The sequence below is a fragment of the Ruegeria sp. HKCCD4315 genome, from assembly GCF_013112245.1.
Taxonomy (GTDB): Bacteria; Pseudomonadota; Alphaproteobacteria; order Rhodobacterales; family Rhodobacteraceae; genus Ruegeria.
This window is the reverse complement of sequence record NZ_WVRN01000001.1, coordinates 3,136,832-3,154,176: the sequence shown is the minus strand read 5'-3', so window position 1 is coordinate 3,154,176 and position 17,345 is coordinate 3,136,832. Positions and strand designations below refer to the sequence as shown.

General features: G+C 57.4%; 21 protein-coding genes. 14 read left to right on the top strand and 7 right to left on the bottom strand.

Annotation, left to right across the window (positions count from 1 at the left end; genetic code table 11):
- Positions 1 to 56: 56 nt before the first annotated feature.
- The 6 genes from serA (at position 57) to GS646_RS15640 (ending at position 4,547) form a co-directional block, all read left to right on the top strand.
- On the top strand, positions 57 to 1,652 hold the full coding sequence (serA, locus tag GS646_RS15665) for a phosphoglycerate dehydrogenase (protein ID WP_171095699.1): 1,596 nt from the start codon (positions 57 to 59) through the stop codon (positions 1,650 to 1,652).
- A 121-nt stretch (positions 1,653 to 1,773) separates the two neighbouring features.
- Positions 1,774 to 2,502 (top strand): metallophosphoesterase, encoded by a 729-nt coding sequence (locus tag GS646_RS15660; protein ID WP_171648335.1) that lies wholly within the window; start codon positions 1,774 to 1,776, stop codon positions 2,500 to 2,502.
- Between the two features lie 35 nt (positions 2,503 to 2,537).
- Entirely contained in the window at positions 2,538 to 3,416 is an 879-nt protein-coding gene (serB, locus tag GS646_RS15655) for a phosphoserine phosphatase SerB (RefSeq protein WP_171188530.1), read from the top strand.
- A gap of 42 nt (positions 3,417 to 3,458) precedes the next feature.
- Positions 3,459 to 3,788, top strand: coding sequence for a helix-turn-helix transcriptional regulator (locus GS646_RS15650; protein WP_171188532.1), 330 nt, complete (start codon positions 3,459 to 3,461; stop codon positions 3,786 to 3,788).
- Positions 3,776 to 4,204: an SRPBCC domain-containing protein gene (locus GS646_RS15645; protein WP_171188534.1), complete on the top strand. Its 429-nt coding sequence runs from the start codon at positions 3,776 to 3,778 to the stop codon at positions 4,202 to 4,204. The genes GS646_RS15650 and GS646_RS15645 overlap by 13 nt, the downstream gene beginning before the upstream one ends.
- Before the next feature lie 22 nt (positions 4,205 to 4,226).
- Complete coding sequence (locus tag GS646_RS15640) at positions 4,227 to 4,547, top strand: YciI family protein (RefSeq protein ID WP_171188536.1); 321 nt, start codon at positions 4,227 to 4,229, stop codon at positions 4,545 to 4,547.
- 5 nt (positions 4,548 to 4,552) lie between these two features.
- Here GS646_RS15640 and GS646_RS15635 read toward each other — a convergent pair whose 3' ends face one another.
- Positions 4,553 to 5,551 (bottom strand): asparaginase, encoded by a 999-nt coding sequence (locus GS646_RS15635; RefSeq protein ID WP_171648337.1) that lies wholly within the window; start codon positions 5,549 to 5,551, stop codon positions 4,553 to 4,555.
- Between the two features lie 178 nt (positions 5,552 to 5,729).
- On the opposite strand from GS646_RS15635, the gene GS646_RS15630 reads away from it, so the two are divergent.
- From GS646_RS15630 to GS646_RS15615, 4 genes are all read left to right on the top strand, one after another.
- Entirely contained in the window at positions 5,730 to 6,266 is a 537-nt protein-coding gene (locus tag GS646_RS15630; RefSeq protein WP_171188541.1) for an invasion associated locus B family protein, read from the top strand.
- 168 nt (positions 6,267 to 6,434) lie between these two features.
- Positions 6,435 to 6,602 (top strand): hypothetical protein, encoded by a 168-nt coding sequence (locus tag GS646_RS15625; protein WP_171180394.1) that lies wholly within the window; start codon positions 6,435 to 6,437, stop codon positions 6,600 to 6,602.
- 175 nt (positions 6,603 to 6,777) lie between these two features.
- On the top strand, positions 6,778 to 7,965 hold the full coding sequence (rlmN, locus tag GS646_RS15620) for a 23S rRNA (adenine(2503)-C(2))-methyltransferase RlmN (RefSeq protein ID WP_171095715.1): 1,188 nt from the start codon (positions 6,778 to 6,780) through the stop codon (positions 7,963 to 7,965).
- A gap of 327 nt (positions 7,966 to 8,292) precedes the next feature.
- Positions 8,293 to 8,868 (top strand): cytochrome P460 family protein, encoded by a 576-nt coding sequence (locus GS646_RS15615; protein WP_371732093.1) that lies wholly within the window; start codon positions 8,293 to 8,295, stop codon positions 8,866 to 8,868.
- 5 nt (positions 8,869 to 8,873) lie between these two features.
- On the opposite strand, the gene GS646_RS15610 is transcribed toward GS646_RS15615, so the two are convergent.
- From GS646_RS15610 to GS646_RS15600, 3 genes are all read right to left on the bottom strand, one after another.
- A complete protein-coding gene (locus GS646_RS15610; RefSeq protein WP_171188546.1) occupies positions 8,874 to 10,532 on the bottom strand; it encodes a U32 family peptidase in 1,659 nt (552 codons plus the stop codon).
- Between the two features lie 63 nt (positions 10,533 to 10,595).
- On the bottom strand, positions 10,596 to 10,934 hold the full coding sequence (locus GS646_RS15605) for a hypothetical protein (protein ID WP_152459322.1): 339 nt from the start codon (positions 10,932 to 10,934) through the stop codon (positions 10,596 to 10,598).
- Positions 10,931 to 11,851: a DnaJ C-terminal domain-containing protein gene (locus GS646_RS15600; protein ID WP_171188548.1), complete on the bottom strand. Its 921-nt coding sequence runs from the start codon at positions 11,849 to 11,851 to the stop codon at positions 10,931 to 10,933. The genes GS646_RS15605 and GS646_RS15600 overlap by 4 nt, the downstream gene beginning before the upstream one ends.
- A 160-nt stretch (positions 11,852 to 12,011) precedes the next feature.
- Between GS646_RS15600 and GS646_RS15595 the strand changes: the two genes are divergently transcribed.
- Positions 12,012 to 12,395 (top strand): hypothetical protein, encoded by a 384-nt coding sequence (locus GS646_RS15595; RefSeq protein WP_171095725.1) that lies wholly within the window; start codon positions 12,012 to 12,014, stop codon positions 12,393 to 12,395.
- On the opposite strand, the gene GS646_RS15590 is transcribed toward GS646_RS15595, so the two are convergent.
- Positions 12,396 to 13,493, bottom strand: a complete 1,098-nt coding sequence (locus GS646_RS15590; protein ID WP_171188550.1) for a cystathionine gamma-lyase — start codon at positions 13,491 to 13,493, stop codon at positions 12,396 to 12,398.
- 3 nt (positions 13,494 to 13,496) lie between these two features.
- On the bottom strand, positions 13,497 to 14,339 hold the full coding sequence (locus GS646_RS15585; protein WP_171188552.1) for a TIGR00730 family Rossman fold protein: 843 nt from the start codon (positions 14,337 to 14,339) through the stop codon (positions 13,497 to 13,499).
- A gap of 79 nt (positions 14,340 to 14,418) precedes the next feature.
- On the opposite strand from GS646_RS15585, the gene GS646_RS15580 reads away from it, so the two are divergent.
- The 3 genes from GS646_RS15580 (at position 14,419) to dapD (ending at position 16,910) form a co-directional block, all read left to right on the top strand.
- Complete coding sequence (locus GS646_RS15580) at positions 14,419 to 15,330, top strand: threonine/serine dehydratase (protein WP_171648339.1); 912 nt, start codon at positions 14,419 to 14,421, stop codon at positions 15,328 to 15,330.
- 44 nt (positions 15,331 to 15,374) lie between these two features.
- Positions 15,375 to 15,974, top strand: coding sequence for a GntR family transcriptional regulator (locus GS646_RS15575; protein ID WP_171188556.1), 600 nt, complete (start codon positions 15,375 to 15,377; stop codon positions 15,972 to 15,974).
- 108 nt (positions 15,975 to 16,082) lie between these two features.
- A complete protein-coding gene (gene dapD, locus GS646_RS15570; protein WP_171188558.1) occupies positions 16,083 to 16,910 on the top strand; it encodes a 2,3,4,5-tetrahydropyridine-2,6-dicarboxylate N-succinyltransferase in 828 nt (275 codons plus the stop codon).
- 57 nt (positions 16,911 to 16,967) lie between these two features.
- Here the strand turns inward: dapD and GS646_RS15565 are convergent, their stop codons facing one another.
- On the bottom strand, positions 16,968 to 17,303 hold the full coding sequence (locus GS646_RS15565) for a cupin domain-containing protein (RefSeq protein ID WP_171648341.1): 336 nt from the start codon (positions 17,301 to 17,303) through the stop codon (positions 16,968 to 16,970).
- Positions 17,304 to 17,345: the final 42 nt, after the last annotated feature.

Here is a 17,345-nt window from a genome sequence, read left to right as displayed (position 1 = left end):
TTTTTTGCCGGGCCGGTTCAGGCCCGGACCTTCCATACAATTCAAGGACCAGAGATATGGCCCCTAAAGTACTCGTATCTGACAAGCTCAGCGAAACCGCCGTGCAGATTTTCCGCGATCGCGGCATCGATGTGGATTTCATGCCCGATCTGGGCAAGGACAAAGACAAGCTGGCCGAGGTGATCGGTCAGTATGACGGTCTTGCCATTCGTTCCGCCACCAAGGTCACACCGACCATTCTGGAGAAAGCCGACAAGCTGAAGGTCATTGGCCGCGCTGGTATCGGCACGGACAATATCGACAAGGATGCGGCCTCAAAAAAAGGCGTGATTGTGATGAACACGCCGTTCGGCAACATGATCACGACCGCAGAACATGCGATTGCGATGATGTTTGCCGTGGCGCGGCAAATCCCTGAGGCCTCTACCTCGACCCATGCGGGCAAGTGGGAAAAATCCAAGTTCATGGGGATCGAGCTGACCAACAAGACGCTCGGCGTAATTGGTGCTGGCAACATTGGTGGTATCGTCTGCGAGCGCGCATTGGGCCTGAAGATGAAGGTCGTCGCCTATGACCCCTATCTGGGCGAAGAGAAAGCCGCGCAAATGGGCGTGGAAAAAGTCGAGCTGGACGAGTTGCTGTCGCGCGCCGACTTCATCACTTTGCACGTGCCGCTGACCGACCAGACCCGCAATATTCTGAGCCGCGAGAACCTTGCCAAAACCAAGAAAGGCGTGCGCATCATCAACTGTGCCCGTGGTGGATTGGTTGATGAAGACGCTTTGGCCGAAGCGCTGCAATCCGGTCACGTGGCCGGGGCGGCTTTTGACGTGTTCAGTGAGGAACCCGCCAAGGAAAACGCGCTGTTCAATCTGCCCAACGTGGTCTGCACGCCCCACCTTGGTGCGGCTACGACCGAAGCGCAGGAAAACGTGGCGTTGCAGGTGGCCGAGCAGATCTCGAACTACCTGCTGACCGGTGCTGTGGAAAATGCGTTGAACATGCCCAGCGTGACGGCGGAAGAGGCGAAAGTCATGGGCCCGTGGATCAAGCTGGCCGGTCATCTGGGCAGCTTCATCGGCCAGATGACGGATGAGCCGGTCAAGGCGATCAACATCCTCTACGATGGTGTGGCTGCTGAAATGAACCTTGCCGCGTTGAACTGCGCCGTAGTCGCGGGGATCATGAAGAAGTTCAATCCCGAGGTGAATATGGTTTCAGCCCCGGTTGTCGCCAAGGAACGCGGGATCAAAATCTCGACCACCAATCAGGACAAATCGGGCGCGTTTGAGGGCTACATCAAAGTCACCGTTGTAACCGATAAGCGCGAACGTTCGATCGGGGGCACCGTGTTCAGCGACGGCAAGCCGCGCTTTATCCAGATCAAGGGCATCAATATCGATGCCGAGATCGGCGCTCATATGCTGTACACGACCAACGAAGACGTTCCGGGTATCATTGGTGCGCTGGGTCAGACTATGGGTGAGAACAACGTTAACATCGCGAACTTTACCCTTGGTCGGTCCGAGGCAGGCGGTGAAGCCATTGCGCTGCTTTACGTGGACGAACCGGTTCCGGCCGAGGCACGCGCCAAGCTGGCGGAAACGGGCTTGTTCACGCAGATCAAACCATTGGTGTTTGATGTCGCCTGACGTGGCCTGTTGAGTTTGAGAAACAGTTCAGGACCCGGTTTTGAAAAGATCCGGGTCCTTTGTTCGCTGAAATCGTGTTCTGAGGCACAAGCGAGCTGAACCTTACCGGCGGAGGATGTCAATGACACAGCCTGTCTATGTAATCGGCGATTTGCACGGGCAGGTGGCCGAGCTAGAGCGCGCACTTTCTCTGATCCAACATGATGGTGGCCCGGATGCTCAGGTGGTGTTTTTAGGGGATTATGTGGATCGCGGCCCCGATAGTCGGGGCTTGATTGATCACCTGATCACCGGGCGTGATGCGGGTCGGAACTGGATCACCCTGCTGGGCAATCACGACCGTATGTTCGCCTGGTTCATGGAAGACATCCCGCGCCACGATCCGCATCTACTTGTGGGGTATCACTGGCTACATGACCGGTTGGGCGGAATCGAGACACTACGTAGTTACGGAGTGGAGTTTGAAGGTCAAATACGGTTGGAAGACTTGCACCGGATGGCAAAGGGGGCAGTGCCGAAATCGCACCTGACCTTCCTGCGCGATCTGGTGTTGATGCACCAAACGCCCGAACTTGCTTTTGTTCATGCGGGCATTCGCCCGGGCGTGCCGCTCAATGAACAACGGGCAAGTGATCTGGTCTGGATCAGGCAGGAATTTCACAACCATCGAGGTACGCATCCCAAGCTGATCGTGCATGGTCACACGCCAGTGGATCAGGCGAAGCATTATGGAAATCGCGTCAACCTGGATACAGGCGCGGGCTATGGGCGTCCGGTGGGTGTGGCCGTGTTTGAGGGGCAGACCTGTTGGGAACTGACTGAACAAGGACGCAGTCTTTTGATCCCTTAGTTCGCCGCACACGCGCAAGGTATTGGAGAATGAATATGTATGTCGCAACTTTGCTGACCAATCCTGCAGCGCCTTCGCTGGACAGTGCCCTGCCCGAGTCGTTGCGCAATGCGTGGGGTGGTGGGGATGTTATCTGGCTCAGCCCGGATGAGGCGGTAGAGTTTGAACTGAGCGACATGCCCGACAATCGCTGGGACGTCTGGGCGGACTTGCAGGGCATGGGTGTCGACCTGATCGTGCAACCTGCAGAAGGACGGCGCAAAAAGATGCTGCTGGCCGATATGGACAGCACGATGATCCAGCAAGAATGCATCGATGAACTGGCGGATGAAGCGGGTGTAGGTGAGCGGGTCAAGTACATCACTGCCCGCGCCATGAACGGAGAGCTGGATTTCGAAGGGGCGCTGATCGAACGGGTCGGTTTGCTCAAGGATCTAGATGAAAGCGTCATTGGAAAAGTTTTGGCCGAACGGATCACCCTCATGCCGGGTGGTAAGGCATTGCTGGCCACGATGCGGTCGAACGGTGCCTATGCTGCGTTGGTATCGGGCGGGTTCACAGCCTTTACGGCACGGGTGGCAGAGTTGCTGGGGTTTGATGAAAACCGGGCCAATACGCTGTTGGCTGAAGACGGGAAACTGACGGGCGATGTTGCGCGTCCGATTTTAGGGCGTCAGGCCAAGATCGAAGCACTTGAACAGATCTCAACCCGGCTTGGGCTGTCTGAGAAAGACGTGATGGCAGTGGGCGACGGGGCAAATGACCTTGGAATGCTGGGCCGGGCAGGAACCGGAGTTGCCCTTCATGCCAAGCCTTCGGTTGCCGCCCAATGCGACGTGCGCGTGAATCACGGTGACCTGACGGCGCTGCTTTATCTGCAAGGTTACAGCCGCGCTGACTTTGCAGACGAATAACCGAGGCTATCTTTTATTTAACATTTATGTTAAATAGAGGTCATGAGAACGCTTCTGACCGCCTTTTCAGCACTGTCTGACGCCACCCGATTCTCGATTGTTGAACAATTGATGGAACAGGGTGAACTGCCTGCCGGTGACCTGATCGAAGGGCGAGGTGTCTCGGGGGCTGCGATCTCGCGCCATTTAAAGGTCTTGCGTGAAGCTGGTTTGGTGCAGCAGCGCGTCCAGGGCACACAGCGGATGTATTCTGTCCGTCCCGAAGGGCTGCGGATGATCGCCGATTGGACCATATCCAAACGTCAATTCTGGGAAAGCAGCCTCGATCGTCTGAGTGACATTATCGAAAGGGAGAATTCATGGCCGACCTGAAACTGGAGCGGGACTTCCCCGTCAGCCCTGAAGATTTGTTTGCATGGATCAGCGACGGCAGCAGGTTGTTGCAGTGGTGGGGTCCCGAAGGAATGCACGTGCCCGAACACAATCTGGATTTTTCACGAACAGGCCCATGGTATTCGGTTATGGAAAACAGCGAGGGACAGCAATACAAGGTTTCAGGCCATGTGACCCATGTCGATCCACCCAAATCAGTGGGCTTCACATGGGGCTGGCATGATGATCAGGACCAGCGTGGCAACGAAAGCCACGTGACCTTGTCGGTTGCGGAGACAAGCACCGGATCACGACTGACACTGGACCACAAAGAACTGGCCGATGCCGAAGCGGCGGCCAACCACAATCAGGGTTGGACATCTTCGCTGCGTAAACTCGAAGCACTTTGCAAATAGGTTTTCATCAGGGAGGAGCGACATGCCCCAATTTTTGTTTGTCTATCATGGGGGTCACACCCCAACCGACCCCGTCGAGATTGAGGCGACCATGGCCGCCTGGGGTGCCTGGTTTCAGGACATGGGTGAGGCGCTGGAGATCCCCGGCAACCCGGTGGGACAATCCTATACCGTCAGCAGCAGCGGGGTCGTTGACAACGGCGGTGCGAACCCGGCCTCGGGCTTTACGGTGATCAAGGCCGACAGCATCGACGTAGCGACAGCGATGGCCAAGGGCTGTCCGATGGTCGTCAACGGTTCAGGCTCGGTCGAAGTGGCCGAGGTGCATGAGATCGAGATGTGAGGACCTTAGCCGGGGAAGCCCGGCGCAGGTTTGATCACACCGCATTCCAGCCCGCGACGGCTGTATTGTGTGGCGTTCATGAATTTGCGGGTGTCCGGGTGATCGGCCTCCAGCACACCAAGGCTGACTAGAATGGCGGCAATCGCGCATTCGCTGGCGCGGGTGGTGCCGTCGGTGATCTTCAGCGCAACGCCCATGCGTTTTTCCGGGATTATGGCCACAAAGACGGCCTCGGCCCCGGTCTTGATGGCGACGCGGCCGTTCATTGCGCGCATCAGTTCGGTGCAGGCGCGGGTCTCACCGGCCACCAGTTCGGGGTGCTTGACCATGGCCGCAACCAGTTGTGCCGCAGCATCGCTGGACCGGTCCGAGCGGTCTGCCGCGCTGGCAAACCACGCCATCGACCGTGCCAACCCCGCAAGTGAGGTCGCGAAATTCGGAGCAGAACACCCGTCGATGCCATAGCCGGGACTGGTTTCACCGGTTGTCTCTTCGACGGCTGACAGGCACGCCTGTTGTACAGGGTGGTCAATTTCCAGATATTCCGGTCCTGCGCCCATATGCTGACCCAGTGTCAGAAATCCGCAGTGTTTGCCCGAGCAATTGTTGTGGATCTGGCAAGGCGTATCATCAGCCAGAATCAGCCGGTCCCGCGCAGCGGTGTCCGCCGGTTCCTGTGGGCCGCAGCGCAGATCATGCTCGGTCAGCCCCAGGTGATCCAGCCATGCTGTTACCCGATCGGTGTGGATCGCGGCACCGTTATGTGAGGCGCAAGCGAGTGCAAGATGTTCGCTGTTCAACCCGTATTTCGCCGCTGCGCCCGATGTCACCAAAGGAAGCGCTTGGATCATCTTGGCCGAAGACCGTGGATAGACCACAGCCTTTGGATCGCCCCAGCTGCGCACGATCTCACCCGTGTCATCACAAATGACCGCGTGACCCAGATGCAGGCTTTCCAGCAAAGACCCACGCCACAGTTCTGTCATTGGTACGGGTTGCGTCATCTGGACCTCCGAAATTATGCGCAAAATTCTGCCAATCGCCCTTTCGCCTGTGGCGAAATCTGCGTTAGTGTGTGTATGTCGGCAATCATCGGAATGCGCAACGGAATAGACGGGCCAGAAGGGTTCGCAGCCATGTCCGATGGGTTTGAGGTATGGGTCGAGCTAGGAGGCTGGACAAATGGGATCAATGCTCGTTCGTGTGATTGCGGGCCTGTCTTTGGCAGGGACGGTCACGACAACTGCAATCGCTCAGCAGGCAAGCAGCACCAACCGTGTTGCCGTGAAGACGGATTGGAGCGTCTTTGTCGAAGAAGACCCAACAGAATGCTGGAGCGTTGCAACCCCGGATGAAACCGTCAATACGCGCGGCGGTCGCGTGGTGTCCGTGCGGCGTAGTGACATTTTGCTGTTCGTGGTGTTCCGCCCCGGTGAGGACGTAAATGGAACAGTGTCGTTTACGGGTGGGTATCCGTTTGCGGCGGGTTCGACCGTCAACGTCAAGATCGACGACGCCGAATTCGAATTCATAACCGATGGCGAATGGGCCTGGCCTTCGACACAAGGGCAGGAACCCAAAGTGATCGAAGCGATGAAGCGCGGGAACGAGGCTGTTCTAACGGCGCGCTCGGAACGCGGGACGCAGACGAAAGACACGTTCTCGTTGCTGGGCTTTACTGCGGCAATTGACGATGCGAAGCAACGCTGCACCAATTAAGTCAGCGTATTTCGGTGCAGGCCCCGTCGGTATGGCGGGGCTTTTCTTTTTTATGCTGTCCGGCGCGCCAGCATTACGCTACGTCCGCGCCCGCACTTGATCCGTATCAAAGTAAGCTCTCGCTCTTTTTGAACTAATTAGTTCAGAGGAAACGAAGGAGTTGCCCCGATGCTGAACAAATTTCTTGCTGCGCTCATGATGATCTCGGCCATGGTGCTAAGCGCTTGTGAAAACACAGGTGAGACATACCCGGTGACTGGCGAACAGTGCGGTCCGGAAGACCCGGTTAAGACTCTGGATGCCGAAGATTGCTACATTCCGCCGGCAGGTGTCTGATCGGGCTTTGATCTGCACGGATTGAAACAAGCCGAAGGCCGCAGTGACACCGTTACTGCGGCTTTTCTGTGCAGGTCCGCCAATTGTCACGAATCCTTTTGATCTTTGCGCAGGTTCCTATATAGAGGCGCATCCCAAGCCAGAATCCTTCGAGATACGCCTCAGAGAGCCCAAAATGTCGCCCAAAGCGCCGATCACTCAAGATGTCCTGACCCTCCCTCGCAAGCTGCCTGAGGGCAAGATCAACCTTGTCGGGCTGACCCGCGACCAGTTGCGTGCCGTTCTGATCGAACATGGCACGCCGGAAAAGCAGGCAAAGATGCGCACCGGTCAGATCTGGCAGTGGATCTATCAATGGGGTGTGCGCGACTTTGCCGAGATGACCAATCTGGCCAAAGCCTACCGCGCGCAACTGGCCGAGCATTTCGTGATCGAAATCCCCGAAGTTGTGACCCGCCAGGTGTCCGAGGACGGCACCCGCAAATATCTTTGCCGTATTGCTGGCGGGCATGAGGTTGAGGTCGTCTATATCCCCGAAGAAGATCGCGGCACGCTCTGTATCTCGTCTCAGGTCGGGTGCACGCTGACTTGTTCGTTCTGCCACACGGGCACGCAGAAACTGGTGCGCAATCTGACAGCGGCCGAGATCGTCGGTCAGGTCATGATGGCCCGCGATGACCTTGACGAATGGCCCACCCCCGGCGCGCCCAAGGATGAAACGCGCCTGCTGTCGAACATCGTTCTGATGGGTATGGGCGAGCCGCTTTACAATTTCGAAAACGTCCGCGACGCGATGAAAATCGCGATGGACCCAGAGGGGATTTCCCTGTCGCGCCGCCGTATCACGCTGTCGACGTCGGGCGTGGTGCCCGAGATCGCGCGCACGGCTGAGGAAATCGGCTGTTTGCTGGCGATCTCATTCCATGCCACCACGGATGAGACCCGCGACGTGCTGGTGCCGATCAACAAGCGTTGGAACATTGAAGAATTGCTGCAGGCGCTGGCCAGCTATCCCAATGCGTCGAACTCGGAACGGATTACCTTTGAATACGTGATGCTGGATGGCGTCAACGACAGTGATGAGGATGCACACCGCCTGATCGATCACATCAAGCGTCACAACATCCCGGCCAAGATCAACCTGATCCCGTTCAACGAATGGCCCGGCGCGCCGTATAAGCGCAGCTCGAATAATCGCATCCGGGCTTTTGCGAATATTATCTACCATGCGGGCTATGCATCGCCCATTCGCAAGACGCGTGGCGAGGATATCATGGCAGCCTGTGGGCAACTGAAATCGGCCACGGAACGCGCCCGCAAATCCCGCAAACAGATCGAGGCCGAAACAGGGTTGAGCCAATAAGGTTTTCCTTCTCGGGCCCGGATTGATCAGATCACGTAACAGGTGATTTCAACTGCGGTCTGCACGCCATAAGTGTGCCTGTAAACTTAATGTTTCAGGTGCTGAAACCACATGCATAATTTGCTATGTTTCCCATGCCCGCCACTGGCATGTGCTTTTTCAAATCGATGCACAAGTCGGTGAACTGACCGGGCCGAAGCTGGCAAGTTATTGCGGTGCCGCTAGACTTACGAATGCGCTGTCAAGCGGTGCACAGGCGAACTGATTTTCAGGTGGGCCACTATTATGAACCAAAGTTTTTCAAGGATTATCCGGAGCGGAACCGCTGTGCTTGTATTGGCAACAGGCTCTGGCTTGGCTTTTGCTGACAGTGAAAACGCTCATATCGCAATTGAAAACCCTGCTGAGCTGAGCAAGGAAGAGGCATTAAGGCATTACAAGTCGCTCAATCGTCGAATGGCGCGCGGCTATGCAGCGGCGCAACTGGACCTGATCCTGAACTACCAAAGCTGGCCGCTGTTCAACGATGCACCCTATATTTCAGCAACTCATGGCCAGCGGTTTGTGAACAGTTATGCCAACCGCATGGCTCATAACTATGCGACTTTGCTGGAAGGCGAGGAACTGCCAATGGGTTCGGTTCTGGCCAAAGATAGCATGACGGTGACGGATGAAGGCCACATTCACCCCGGCGCTATGTTCATAATGGAGAAACTGGCAAACGGGGCGAACCCGGATACAGCGGATTGGCGTTATATCATGGTTCTGCCAGACGGCTCGGTTTTTGGCGACACTTTGGGTGATCGCGCCGGTGAAGTGGCCTATTGCCATGTCTGCCACGAACAGGTGGCGGATCGCGACTATACGTTTTACGTGCCGGAGGAGTATCGCAAGAGCGAATGACCGGATCAGGCCGGTTCGCCCGGTAGCTTCAATTCCGTCGCCTCGCGGCGGCTGAGTTGTTCGCCTTGTTTGCGTTTTGACAGAACTTCTCGAGCCAGCGCATATTTCTCATCCTGCCAGAAGATCAGGCACCCGTTGCACCCCTTGCCACAGCAGCCTTCGGTGCCGATACGGTTGGTCTTGAACCGGCGTTCATTTCCATCCTCGCCGATCTTTTCAACCAGTTCGTCGCGACGACGGGCGTAAGCCGTCGGGTTGTCGCGGCCCGTGGCTTCCAGCCCTTGAACCAGTTTGTCGAAACGAATGCGGCTCCAGTGTTCATCGGTCAGGGCGCGTTCCTTGCGCAGAACCGAGTAAACCGGGAAGCGCGCGCGCAGATCGTCAATGTCTTCGTGATCGAACAGGGTGAAAGGCAGCCGGATGGCTGTCTTCGTGCTGCCATGCACCACATCCAGCCGCTTGCCGTCAGACGCGCGTTCGAAATCGTAGACCCGCAGCAGAACCGTATCGCGTGAGATAGGCGAGACAAAATCCAACACGTCGCCCGGTTCCAGCTTGTTCTTCACCTCGACCAGAAAGGCGTCTTCAGTCACTTCGGTGACGATCCCCGCATACTCCCACTGCGCGATCGAAGCGGTGTGTTCATAGTCATGCGCGAAGTTGGTCAGACGTCCTTCGTGGAAGGCGAGAGTGTAGCCTCGGTTTCCGACGGTTTCCAGTTCGCGCATATAGGGCTTCGGGTCCCAGTTCTCGGGGTCGGCGTTGTAGTCATCGATGGCCATCCGATACGCCCGTGCAACGATGGCGGCGTAATACTCCGACTTGCCGCGCCCTTCGACCTTGAGGCTGTCGACACCGATCTTCAGGTATTCATCCAGCTTCGGCATGATACACAGATCGCGCGAGTTCAGGATGTATGACCCCCGGTCATCCTCTTCGATGGGCATCAAGTCACCGGGGCGGCAACCTTCTTCCAGCAGGAATTCAAACAGGTCGGCGTTTTCATCGGTGATGCGCAGTTCCTGATGTGTGCCGTCCTTCAGGCGCAGCTTCAGGCCATAGTTCCAGCGGCAGGAATTGGCGCAATTGCCCTGGTTAGCCCCGCGTTCCGCCATGAAATTCGACAGCAGGCAACGACCGGAATAGGTCATGCACATGGCGCCGTGCACGAAAGCCTCAAGCTTGATGTCAGGGCACTTCTCGCGGATTTCTGCAAGTTCGGGGTACGAGACTTCGCGCGCCAGAACCACCAGTTCTGCGCCCTGGTCCTGCCAGAACTTCACCGACAGCCAGGAACAGATATTGGCCTGGGTCGAGATATGCAGCGGCAGTTCGGGTGCGCGTTCGCGGACATATTGGAACACACCCGGATCAGCAATGATCAGCCCGTCGGGCTGCACCTTGCGCACCGTGTCGATATATTCATCCAGTTTCGGGATGTCTTTGTTGTGCGAAAACAGGTTCAGCGTCAGATAGGCGCGTCGGCCATGGCTATGGCAGAACTCAATTCCTTCGATCACCTCGTCCAGCGAGAACTCGGATTTCGTGCGCAACGACATATCGGGTGTGCCCAGATACACCGCGTCTGCGCCGTAAAGGATGGCGAGCTTCAACTTGCGCAGATTGCCCGCAGGCATCAGCAATTCGGATCGGGACTGGGTCATTTGGCCACCTGGCAAAGGATCAAGGCGGCCTTCTACGCCATATAGGCCGAGTCCAAAACCCCGTTATCTGCGACGGAATCGCGCTGTGCCGATCACTTCAACCAGTTGCTGACGCACCGGTTCGGGTTGAGCCTCGACCGCGTTCAGAACCTCGCGCAGTTCGGCCCGCAGCCCGTGCATCTGATCAATCAGTGAGATCATCATCGACAGCGCATCCGCCTCCATGTCGTACTGTTCGTGCAACTCGCAGGCCAGTTCCAGACGGGCGACGTCGATACTGTGATAGATCAGCCCTTGGTCTGATTGTTCGGGGATCACAATCTCTGCCGCCAGATACTCGGTCAGTCGGTCCGAGGTCAGTCGGGCGACGGTTTCGATCAGTTCCTTCTCGGTCAAGGTCATGACGGCATTCCTTTCCGCGGGTCGTAGCTGTGCGTCTCGCGCCAGGTCTCCATGAACTGTTTCAGATCGTCATCGATTGTGTCGGGCATCGAGACGGTCAGTTCGATCAACTGATCCCCACGCTCGGACGAGCCGCGTTTTTTGACACCCTTGCCCCGCAATCGCAGGGTTTTACCACTGCTTGTGCCTGCCGGGACGCTGACATTCACGCCGCCATCAATCGTAGGGGCCGGTACTTTGCCACCCAGAATCGCCTCATCAATGGTGATGGGCAGCTTGATGTGAATGTCGTCGCCCTGACGATCAAACACCGGATGACTGGCCACCGAAACAGTTACCAGAGCATCGCCTGGAGGGCCTTCACCATATCCCGGTGCCCCTTTGCCCCGCAGGCGGATGGTTTGGCCATCGGTTATACCTGCGGGGATTTTGACTTCGATCCGGTCGCCGTCTGGCAAGGTCAGTTTCTGGCTGGCACCGAATACGGCATCCAGAAAGCTGATCTGCAGCGAATAGTTCAGGTTGTGCCCCGGCGCGTGAAACTCATGGCCGCGCTGGCCGCCAAACCCACCACGGCCCCTCATGAACTCGGCGAAGATGTCGGACATGTCGTCCGGGTCTGCCTGACGTCCGCGATAGGGGTTTCCAGCGGCTTCAGCATATTCACGGTAGTACTGTTGTTGCGGGCGTTCCTGACCCGAGGCGTCAATCTCACCATTGTCATACCGGGCACGGGTTTCCGGGTCTTTCAGCAAGTCATATGCAGCTGCAGCGGCTTTGAACTTTGCCTCAGCCTCTGCATCGCCGGGCTTCAGGTCCGGATGGCATTCCTTGGCAATGCGCCGATAGGCTTTCTTGATCTCGGCGGCGCTGGCGTCTTTGGCCACGCCAAGAACGGAATAGGGATCGTCGCTCATCTCACACTCATGGCTCAGGGACAGGTCTGATCTTGATGAATGTGTTCTACCATGCGATTTCAACGGGTCAAAAGGAAGAGGCGATTGAATTGCCTCGTAAAATCCTGCAGGTCTGTTAACATCTGCATGTTTCTAATTGTTGATTGACGGAGATCGTCACATGTCGCGTAGAATTAAATCGGCTTTGGCCTTGCTGGCAGGGAATGCCATTGGGTTGTTGCTTGCCTCGCTGATACTGTCAGGATTTGCGATCAAGCCGATCTCTTTCATCGTCGTTGTAATCGTCTTCACCGTCGTGCAGCTGATTGCCGAACCCCTGATCCTGAAGCTGGGTGAAAAGAAAGCGCCTGCGCTGAAGGGCGGGATTGCTTTGATCGTGACCTTTGTGGGCCTGTTGGTGACTGATCTGATAACCGCTGGGCTGACCGTAGGTGGAGTTGCGAACCTGTTGGGAGCAACGCTGTTGGTCTGGCTGGGGGCGCTGATCGCCAGCGTTGTGCTGCCGATCTACGTGTTCAAAGAACTGCGCGAAGCCAAGAAGTAATCATAGCGCGTTCAAGCTGGCCTCGATGGCTTGCCACAGTTCTTCTACAGGTTCGCATCCGACGGACAGGCGGATGAAGGCGGGATCGACATCGTCGCCCCATCGCGCGCGACGTTCGGCTGAACTGTGGACGCCCCCGAAAGAAGTGGCGGAGCGCAGAAGAGGGCAATCGTTAATGAAGGCTTCGGCTTTCTCTTCACTTTCCAGTGTCAGGGACAGCAGAAACCCAAAGCGTGCCGTCTGTGCCTGCGCCAGCTTGTGGGATGGATCGCCCGGCAGACCTGGATAGCGGACCTGTTTCACTGCGGGGTGTGCCGCCAATTGTTCCGCTAATACCTGTGCCGAGCTACACATGCGGTCGAAGCGTACATCCAGCGTTTCCAGCCCGCGATGCAGCAGCCACGCCTCATGCGGTCCGGGGATTGATCCGGACACTTTTCGCCATTCCTCGACCCGTTCCATGATATCGTTGTTGCGGCAGGCCACATGGCCCATCAGCATGTCGGAATGCCCGCCCATCGCCTTGGTATCTGACGAGACAACCACATCAATGCCCAGTTCCAGTGGGCGTTGACCCAGCGGGGTCATCGTCGTGTTGTCGGCAATTGTCACTCCCCCGGCGGCGCGCACCTGTTCGGCAACCACTGCCAGATCGATCATATCCAAACCGGGGTTCGAGGGGCTTTCTACAAAGACAACATCGAACCCACCAAAACCGCCGTTGGTAAAGGCGACAGTGGGTCGTTCCTCAACGGTCACGTCCAGACGTGAAAGGAAACGATTGGCCAGCAGGCGTGTCACGTAGTACCCGTCCGACGGGATCAGCAGGCGTGATCCGGCCTTGAGGGTCGCGAACAACGCTGCCGAGATCGCTGCCATCCCCGAAGGGAATGTCAGGCAGGGTGCGTCCTCCAGATGGGCCAGAACATGTTCCAGATGCTCCCAGGTTGGGTTGTCGACGCGGCCATAAGTCCGCAAACCTTCTGTCACGCCGGGCAGGTGGTACATGCTGCTTTGGGTCAGCGGCAGGGTTACCGGCTCACCGGCGTTCAACGCGTTGCCGCGCAGGTGCAGCATCTCTCCGGTTTTAGAAGCCATAGCTCAGCGCCCCGGAATTTCGTCGCGGGGCGGGGCGGGTTCCCAGTTCTCGATGATCTCGACCGCCTCTTGCGCAGTGTCGACAAAGCGGAACAGGTCGAGGTCTTCGTCCGAGATGGTGCCGGCATCGGCCAGCGCTTCCCAATTGATGACCTTTTCCCAGAATTCGCGGCCAAACAGCAGGAAGGGCACGCGGTCCATCCGCCCGGTCTGGATCAGGGTCAGGGATTCGAACAGTTCATCCATGGTGCCAAAACCGCCGGGGAAGATGGTGATGGCGCGGGCGCGCATCAGGAAATGCATCTTGCGAATGGCAAAGTAATGGAAGTTGAAGCTGAGGTCCGGCGTCACATAGAGGTTCGGCGCCTGTTCATGCGGCAGCACGATATTCAAGCCGATCGAACACCCACCCGCGTCCTGCGCGCCACGGTTTCCGGCCTCCATCACACCGGGACCACCGCCGGTGACGATGACGTTCTCACGGCATCCGGTTTCGTTTGACTTTTCGGTCATTAGCCGCGAGAACTCACGCGCCTCATCGTAATATTGTGACAACCCGGCCAAAGTCTCTGTTCGAGCGGTGTGTTTCTGCGACGGTTCCGGAATGCGCGCGCCGCCGAACATCACAATGGTCGAGGTGATGTCGCGCTCGGTCATGATCATCTCGGGCTTCAGCAATTCCAGTTGCAGACGCACCGGGCGCAATTCGTCCCGGCACAGGAATTCGTCATCGGCAAAGGCAAGGCGATAGGCAGGTGAACGCGTCTGCGGCGTGTCCGGAACCTCACTCGCGGTCGAGCGGTCGGTCTGCGCGTCGCGGAACGGGTTGTGGCGGTCTTCTCTCATAGGTGATCGATCCCTGCTTGCGTGTTTGACAAACAGCTATAGGGTTCGCGATCAGAGCGCCAGTCACGGAAAGACAAGAATGAATTGGAAAAGTGAAATTTCAAAAGCCCGCGACCGTATCGCCGGATATGCACAAGTGACCCCAGTGATGGAAAGCCGCATTCCGGGCTATCCGATCGAGCTGAAGCTGGAGCACATGCAGCACACTGGCAGTTTCAAGGCGCGGGGGGCGTTCAACACGCTGCTCAGCATGGAGGTGTCACAAGCCGGTTTGGTTGCGGCGTCTGGTGGCAATCATGGTGCGGCGGCGGCGTATGCCGCGCAGGCGTTGGGCTATCCCGCCAAGATATTCGTGCCAGAACTGGCAGGCCCGTCGAAAATAGCGTTGATCCGGCAAACCGGCGCGGATTTGAGCGTTGTATCTGGTGAATATGCCAACGCGCTGACCGCGGCGCAGGAACATGAGGCGGCTACCGGTGCCATGCAAATTCACGCCTATGACGCACCGGCTACAGTGGCAGGGCAAGGGACTTGTTTTGCCGAATGGGATGCTCAGGGGTTGCAGGCCGATACGGTTCTGGTTGCGGTCGGTGGCGGCGGTCTGATTGCCGGTGCCCTGGCGTGGTTTGACAGCGCGCGCAAGGTTGTGGCGGTCGAACCTGAAACCTCTTGCGCCTTGAACGCTGCCTTACAGGCGGGTGAGCCGGTGGATGTCTCGGTCTCGGGAATTGCAGCCAATGCTCTGGGTGCGCGGCGGATCGGACAGATCTGTTTCGATCTGGCGCAGGGGATGAGCTCGGTTCTGGTGTCGGACGACGCGATAGCGGATGCGCAAAAGGCGCTTTGGCGGAACCACCGTATTTTGGTCGAGCCCGCAGGTGCAGCAGCCCTCGCAGCATTGACGTCGGGTGTCTACCAGCCCGAACCGGATGAGCGTGTTGCTGTTCTGCTGTGCGGCGCAAATATTGCACCGGACCCGTTTGCAGGGTGAATTATCGGCTTGTGAACGGGTGGGGTGAATTTTATCTATAATCCATGTCCGCTACGATTTCCGACACGATCTACCAAAGCCTGAGCCAGCAAATCATCACCGGAGAACTTGAGGCCGGGGAAAAGCTGCGGCAGGACCATATTGCCCGCCAGTTTGACACCAGCCACGTCCCTGTACGTGAAGCCTTGTTGCGGCTTGAGGCGCATGGTTTGGCCCGGCATGAGCCTCGCCGCGGGATGCGTGTCACTGCGCTGGACCCGGCAGAAGTGCGTGAGGTGATCGAAATGCGCGTGGCGCTGGAAACCCTTGCGTTGCAGCAATCGGTGCAGAACATGTCTCCGGTCGCGTTGGACAAGATCGATCACGCACGCATCGCCTGTGATGAGGCGCAGACGATGCCGCAATGGGAAGCCTTGAACCGAGCCTTCCATCGCGCCATTTTGACGCCGTGCGGCTTGCCCCGGCTTTTACACGCCATCGACGATCTGCACATCGCAAGCGCCCGTCATCTGTTTGCGCATTGGCGGTCAAAATGGGTGCAACAGGTGGACAAGGATCACGCGGCACTTGTTCAGGCCCTCAAGCGCAAGGACCTGAGCACTGCAAAAGGTATCCTGACCCGCCATATCCGCCGCGCCAGCTGATTCCAGACCTTTCAGACGCAAAATGACCCGTGTTCGTCGCATTGCGCCATGGGTTCCACTTGCGTATAGGCCAAACCGACACGAACAGATTCTGTAGGGAGACGCCCCATGTCCAACGCGCAACTGGAAGCCGCCATCGAAACCGCCTGGGAGGCGCGCGACACAATCACGCCCGCCACCACCGGCGAACAGCGTGAAGCGATCGAGGATACGCTGAACGCGCTGGACAGCGGGTCGCTGCGCGTTGCGGAAAAGCTTGAGAATGGCGACTGGCATGTGAACCAGTGGGCCAAGAAAGCGGTTCTGTTGGGCTTCCGCATCAAGGATATGGAAATCCAGTCCGGTGGTCCGCAGGCTGGCGGCTGGTGGGACAAGGTGGACAGCAAGTTCGCCGGTTGGGACGCAAGCCAATGGCAAGCAGCCGGGTTCCGCGCCGTTCCGAACTGCGTTGTCCGCAAGTCTGCTTATATCGCGCCTGGCGCCGTTCTGATGCCGTCTTTTGTGAACCTGGGCGCTTATGTCGACGAAGGCACCATGGTTGATACATGGGCCACGGTCGGATCCTGCGCGCAGATTGGCAAAAACGTTCATCTGTCCGGTGGTGTCGGCATTGGCGGCGTGCTGGAACCGATGCAAGCTGGCCCGACCATCATCGAGGACAACTGCTTTATCGGCGCACGTTCGGAAGTGGTCGAAGGTTGCATCGTCCGCGAAGGTTCTGTTCTGGGAATGGGCGTGTTCATCGGTAAATCCACCAAGATCGTGGACCGTGAAACCGGAGAAGTCACCTATGGCGAAGTACCGCCCTATTCGGTGGTCGTTGCCGGTTCGATGCCTTCGAAGAATAACATCAGCCTGTACTGCGCCGTGATCGTGAAGCGAGTGGACGAAAAGACCCGCTCAAAAACAGGCATCAACGAGCTGCTGCGCGACTAAAACCGCCAAAACATCAATGAAGGGCTGTCGCTTTTGCAGCAGCCCTTTTTTTGTGATTCAGACTTTGATCGGATAGCGGTCCGGTTCTTCAAAAACGTCGATCACCCGAGTACCCGCCTTGATCTTACCGCCATGTTCGACCCCCGATGGGATCGAATAGCTGTCGCCCGGGCGGTATGTTTTGGTCTCTGCACCGATAGTCAGTTCAACTTCGCCTTCAATTACCGTTCCCCATTGGGCTTTGTGGGAATGTGCAGGCAGTTCGAAGTCCTTGAGAAACGTGAAAAACGCGACCAATCCTGCATCCGACCGTATCACGGCGGTTTGAACGACGTCTTCTGGGAACGGCACATCGAGGCTGGGAAATGCTGTGATGAAATCGGGATAGGTCATGAAATTGTCCTGTTTTGTCATGGTTCGGCTGTTTCCCGGCAC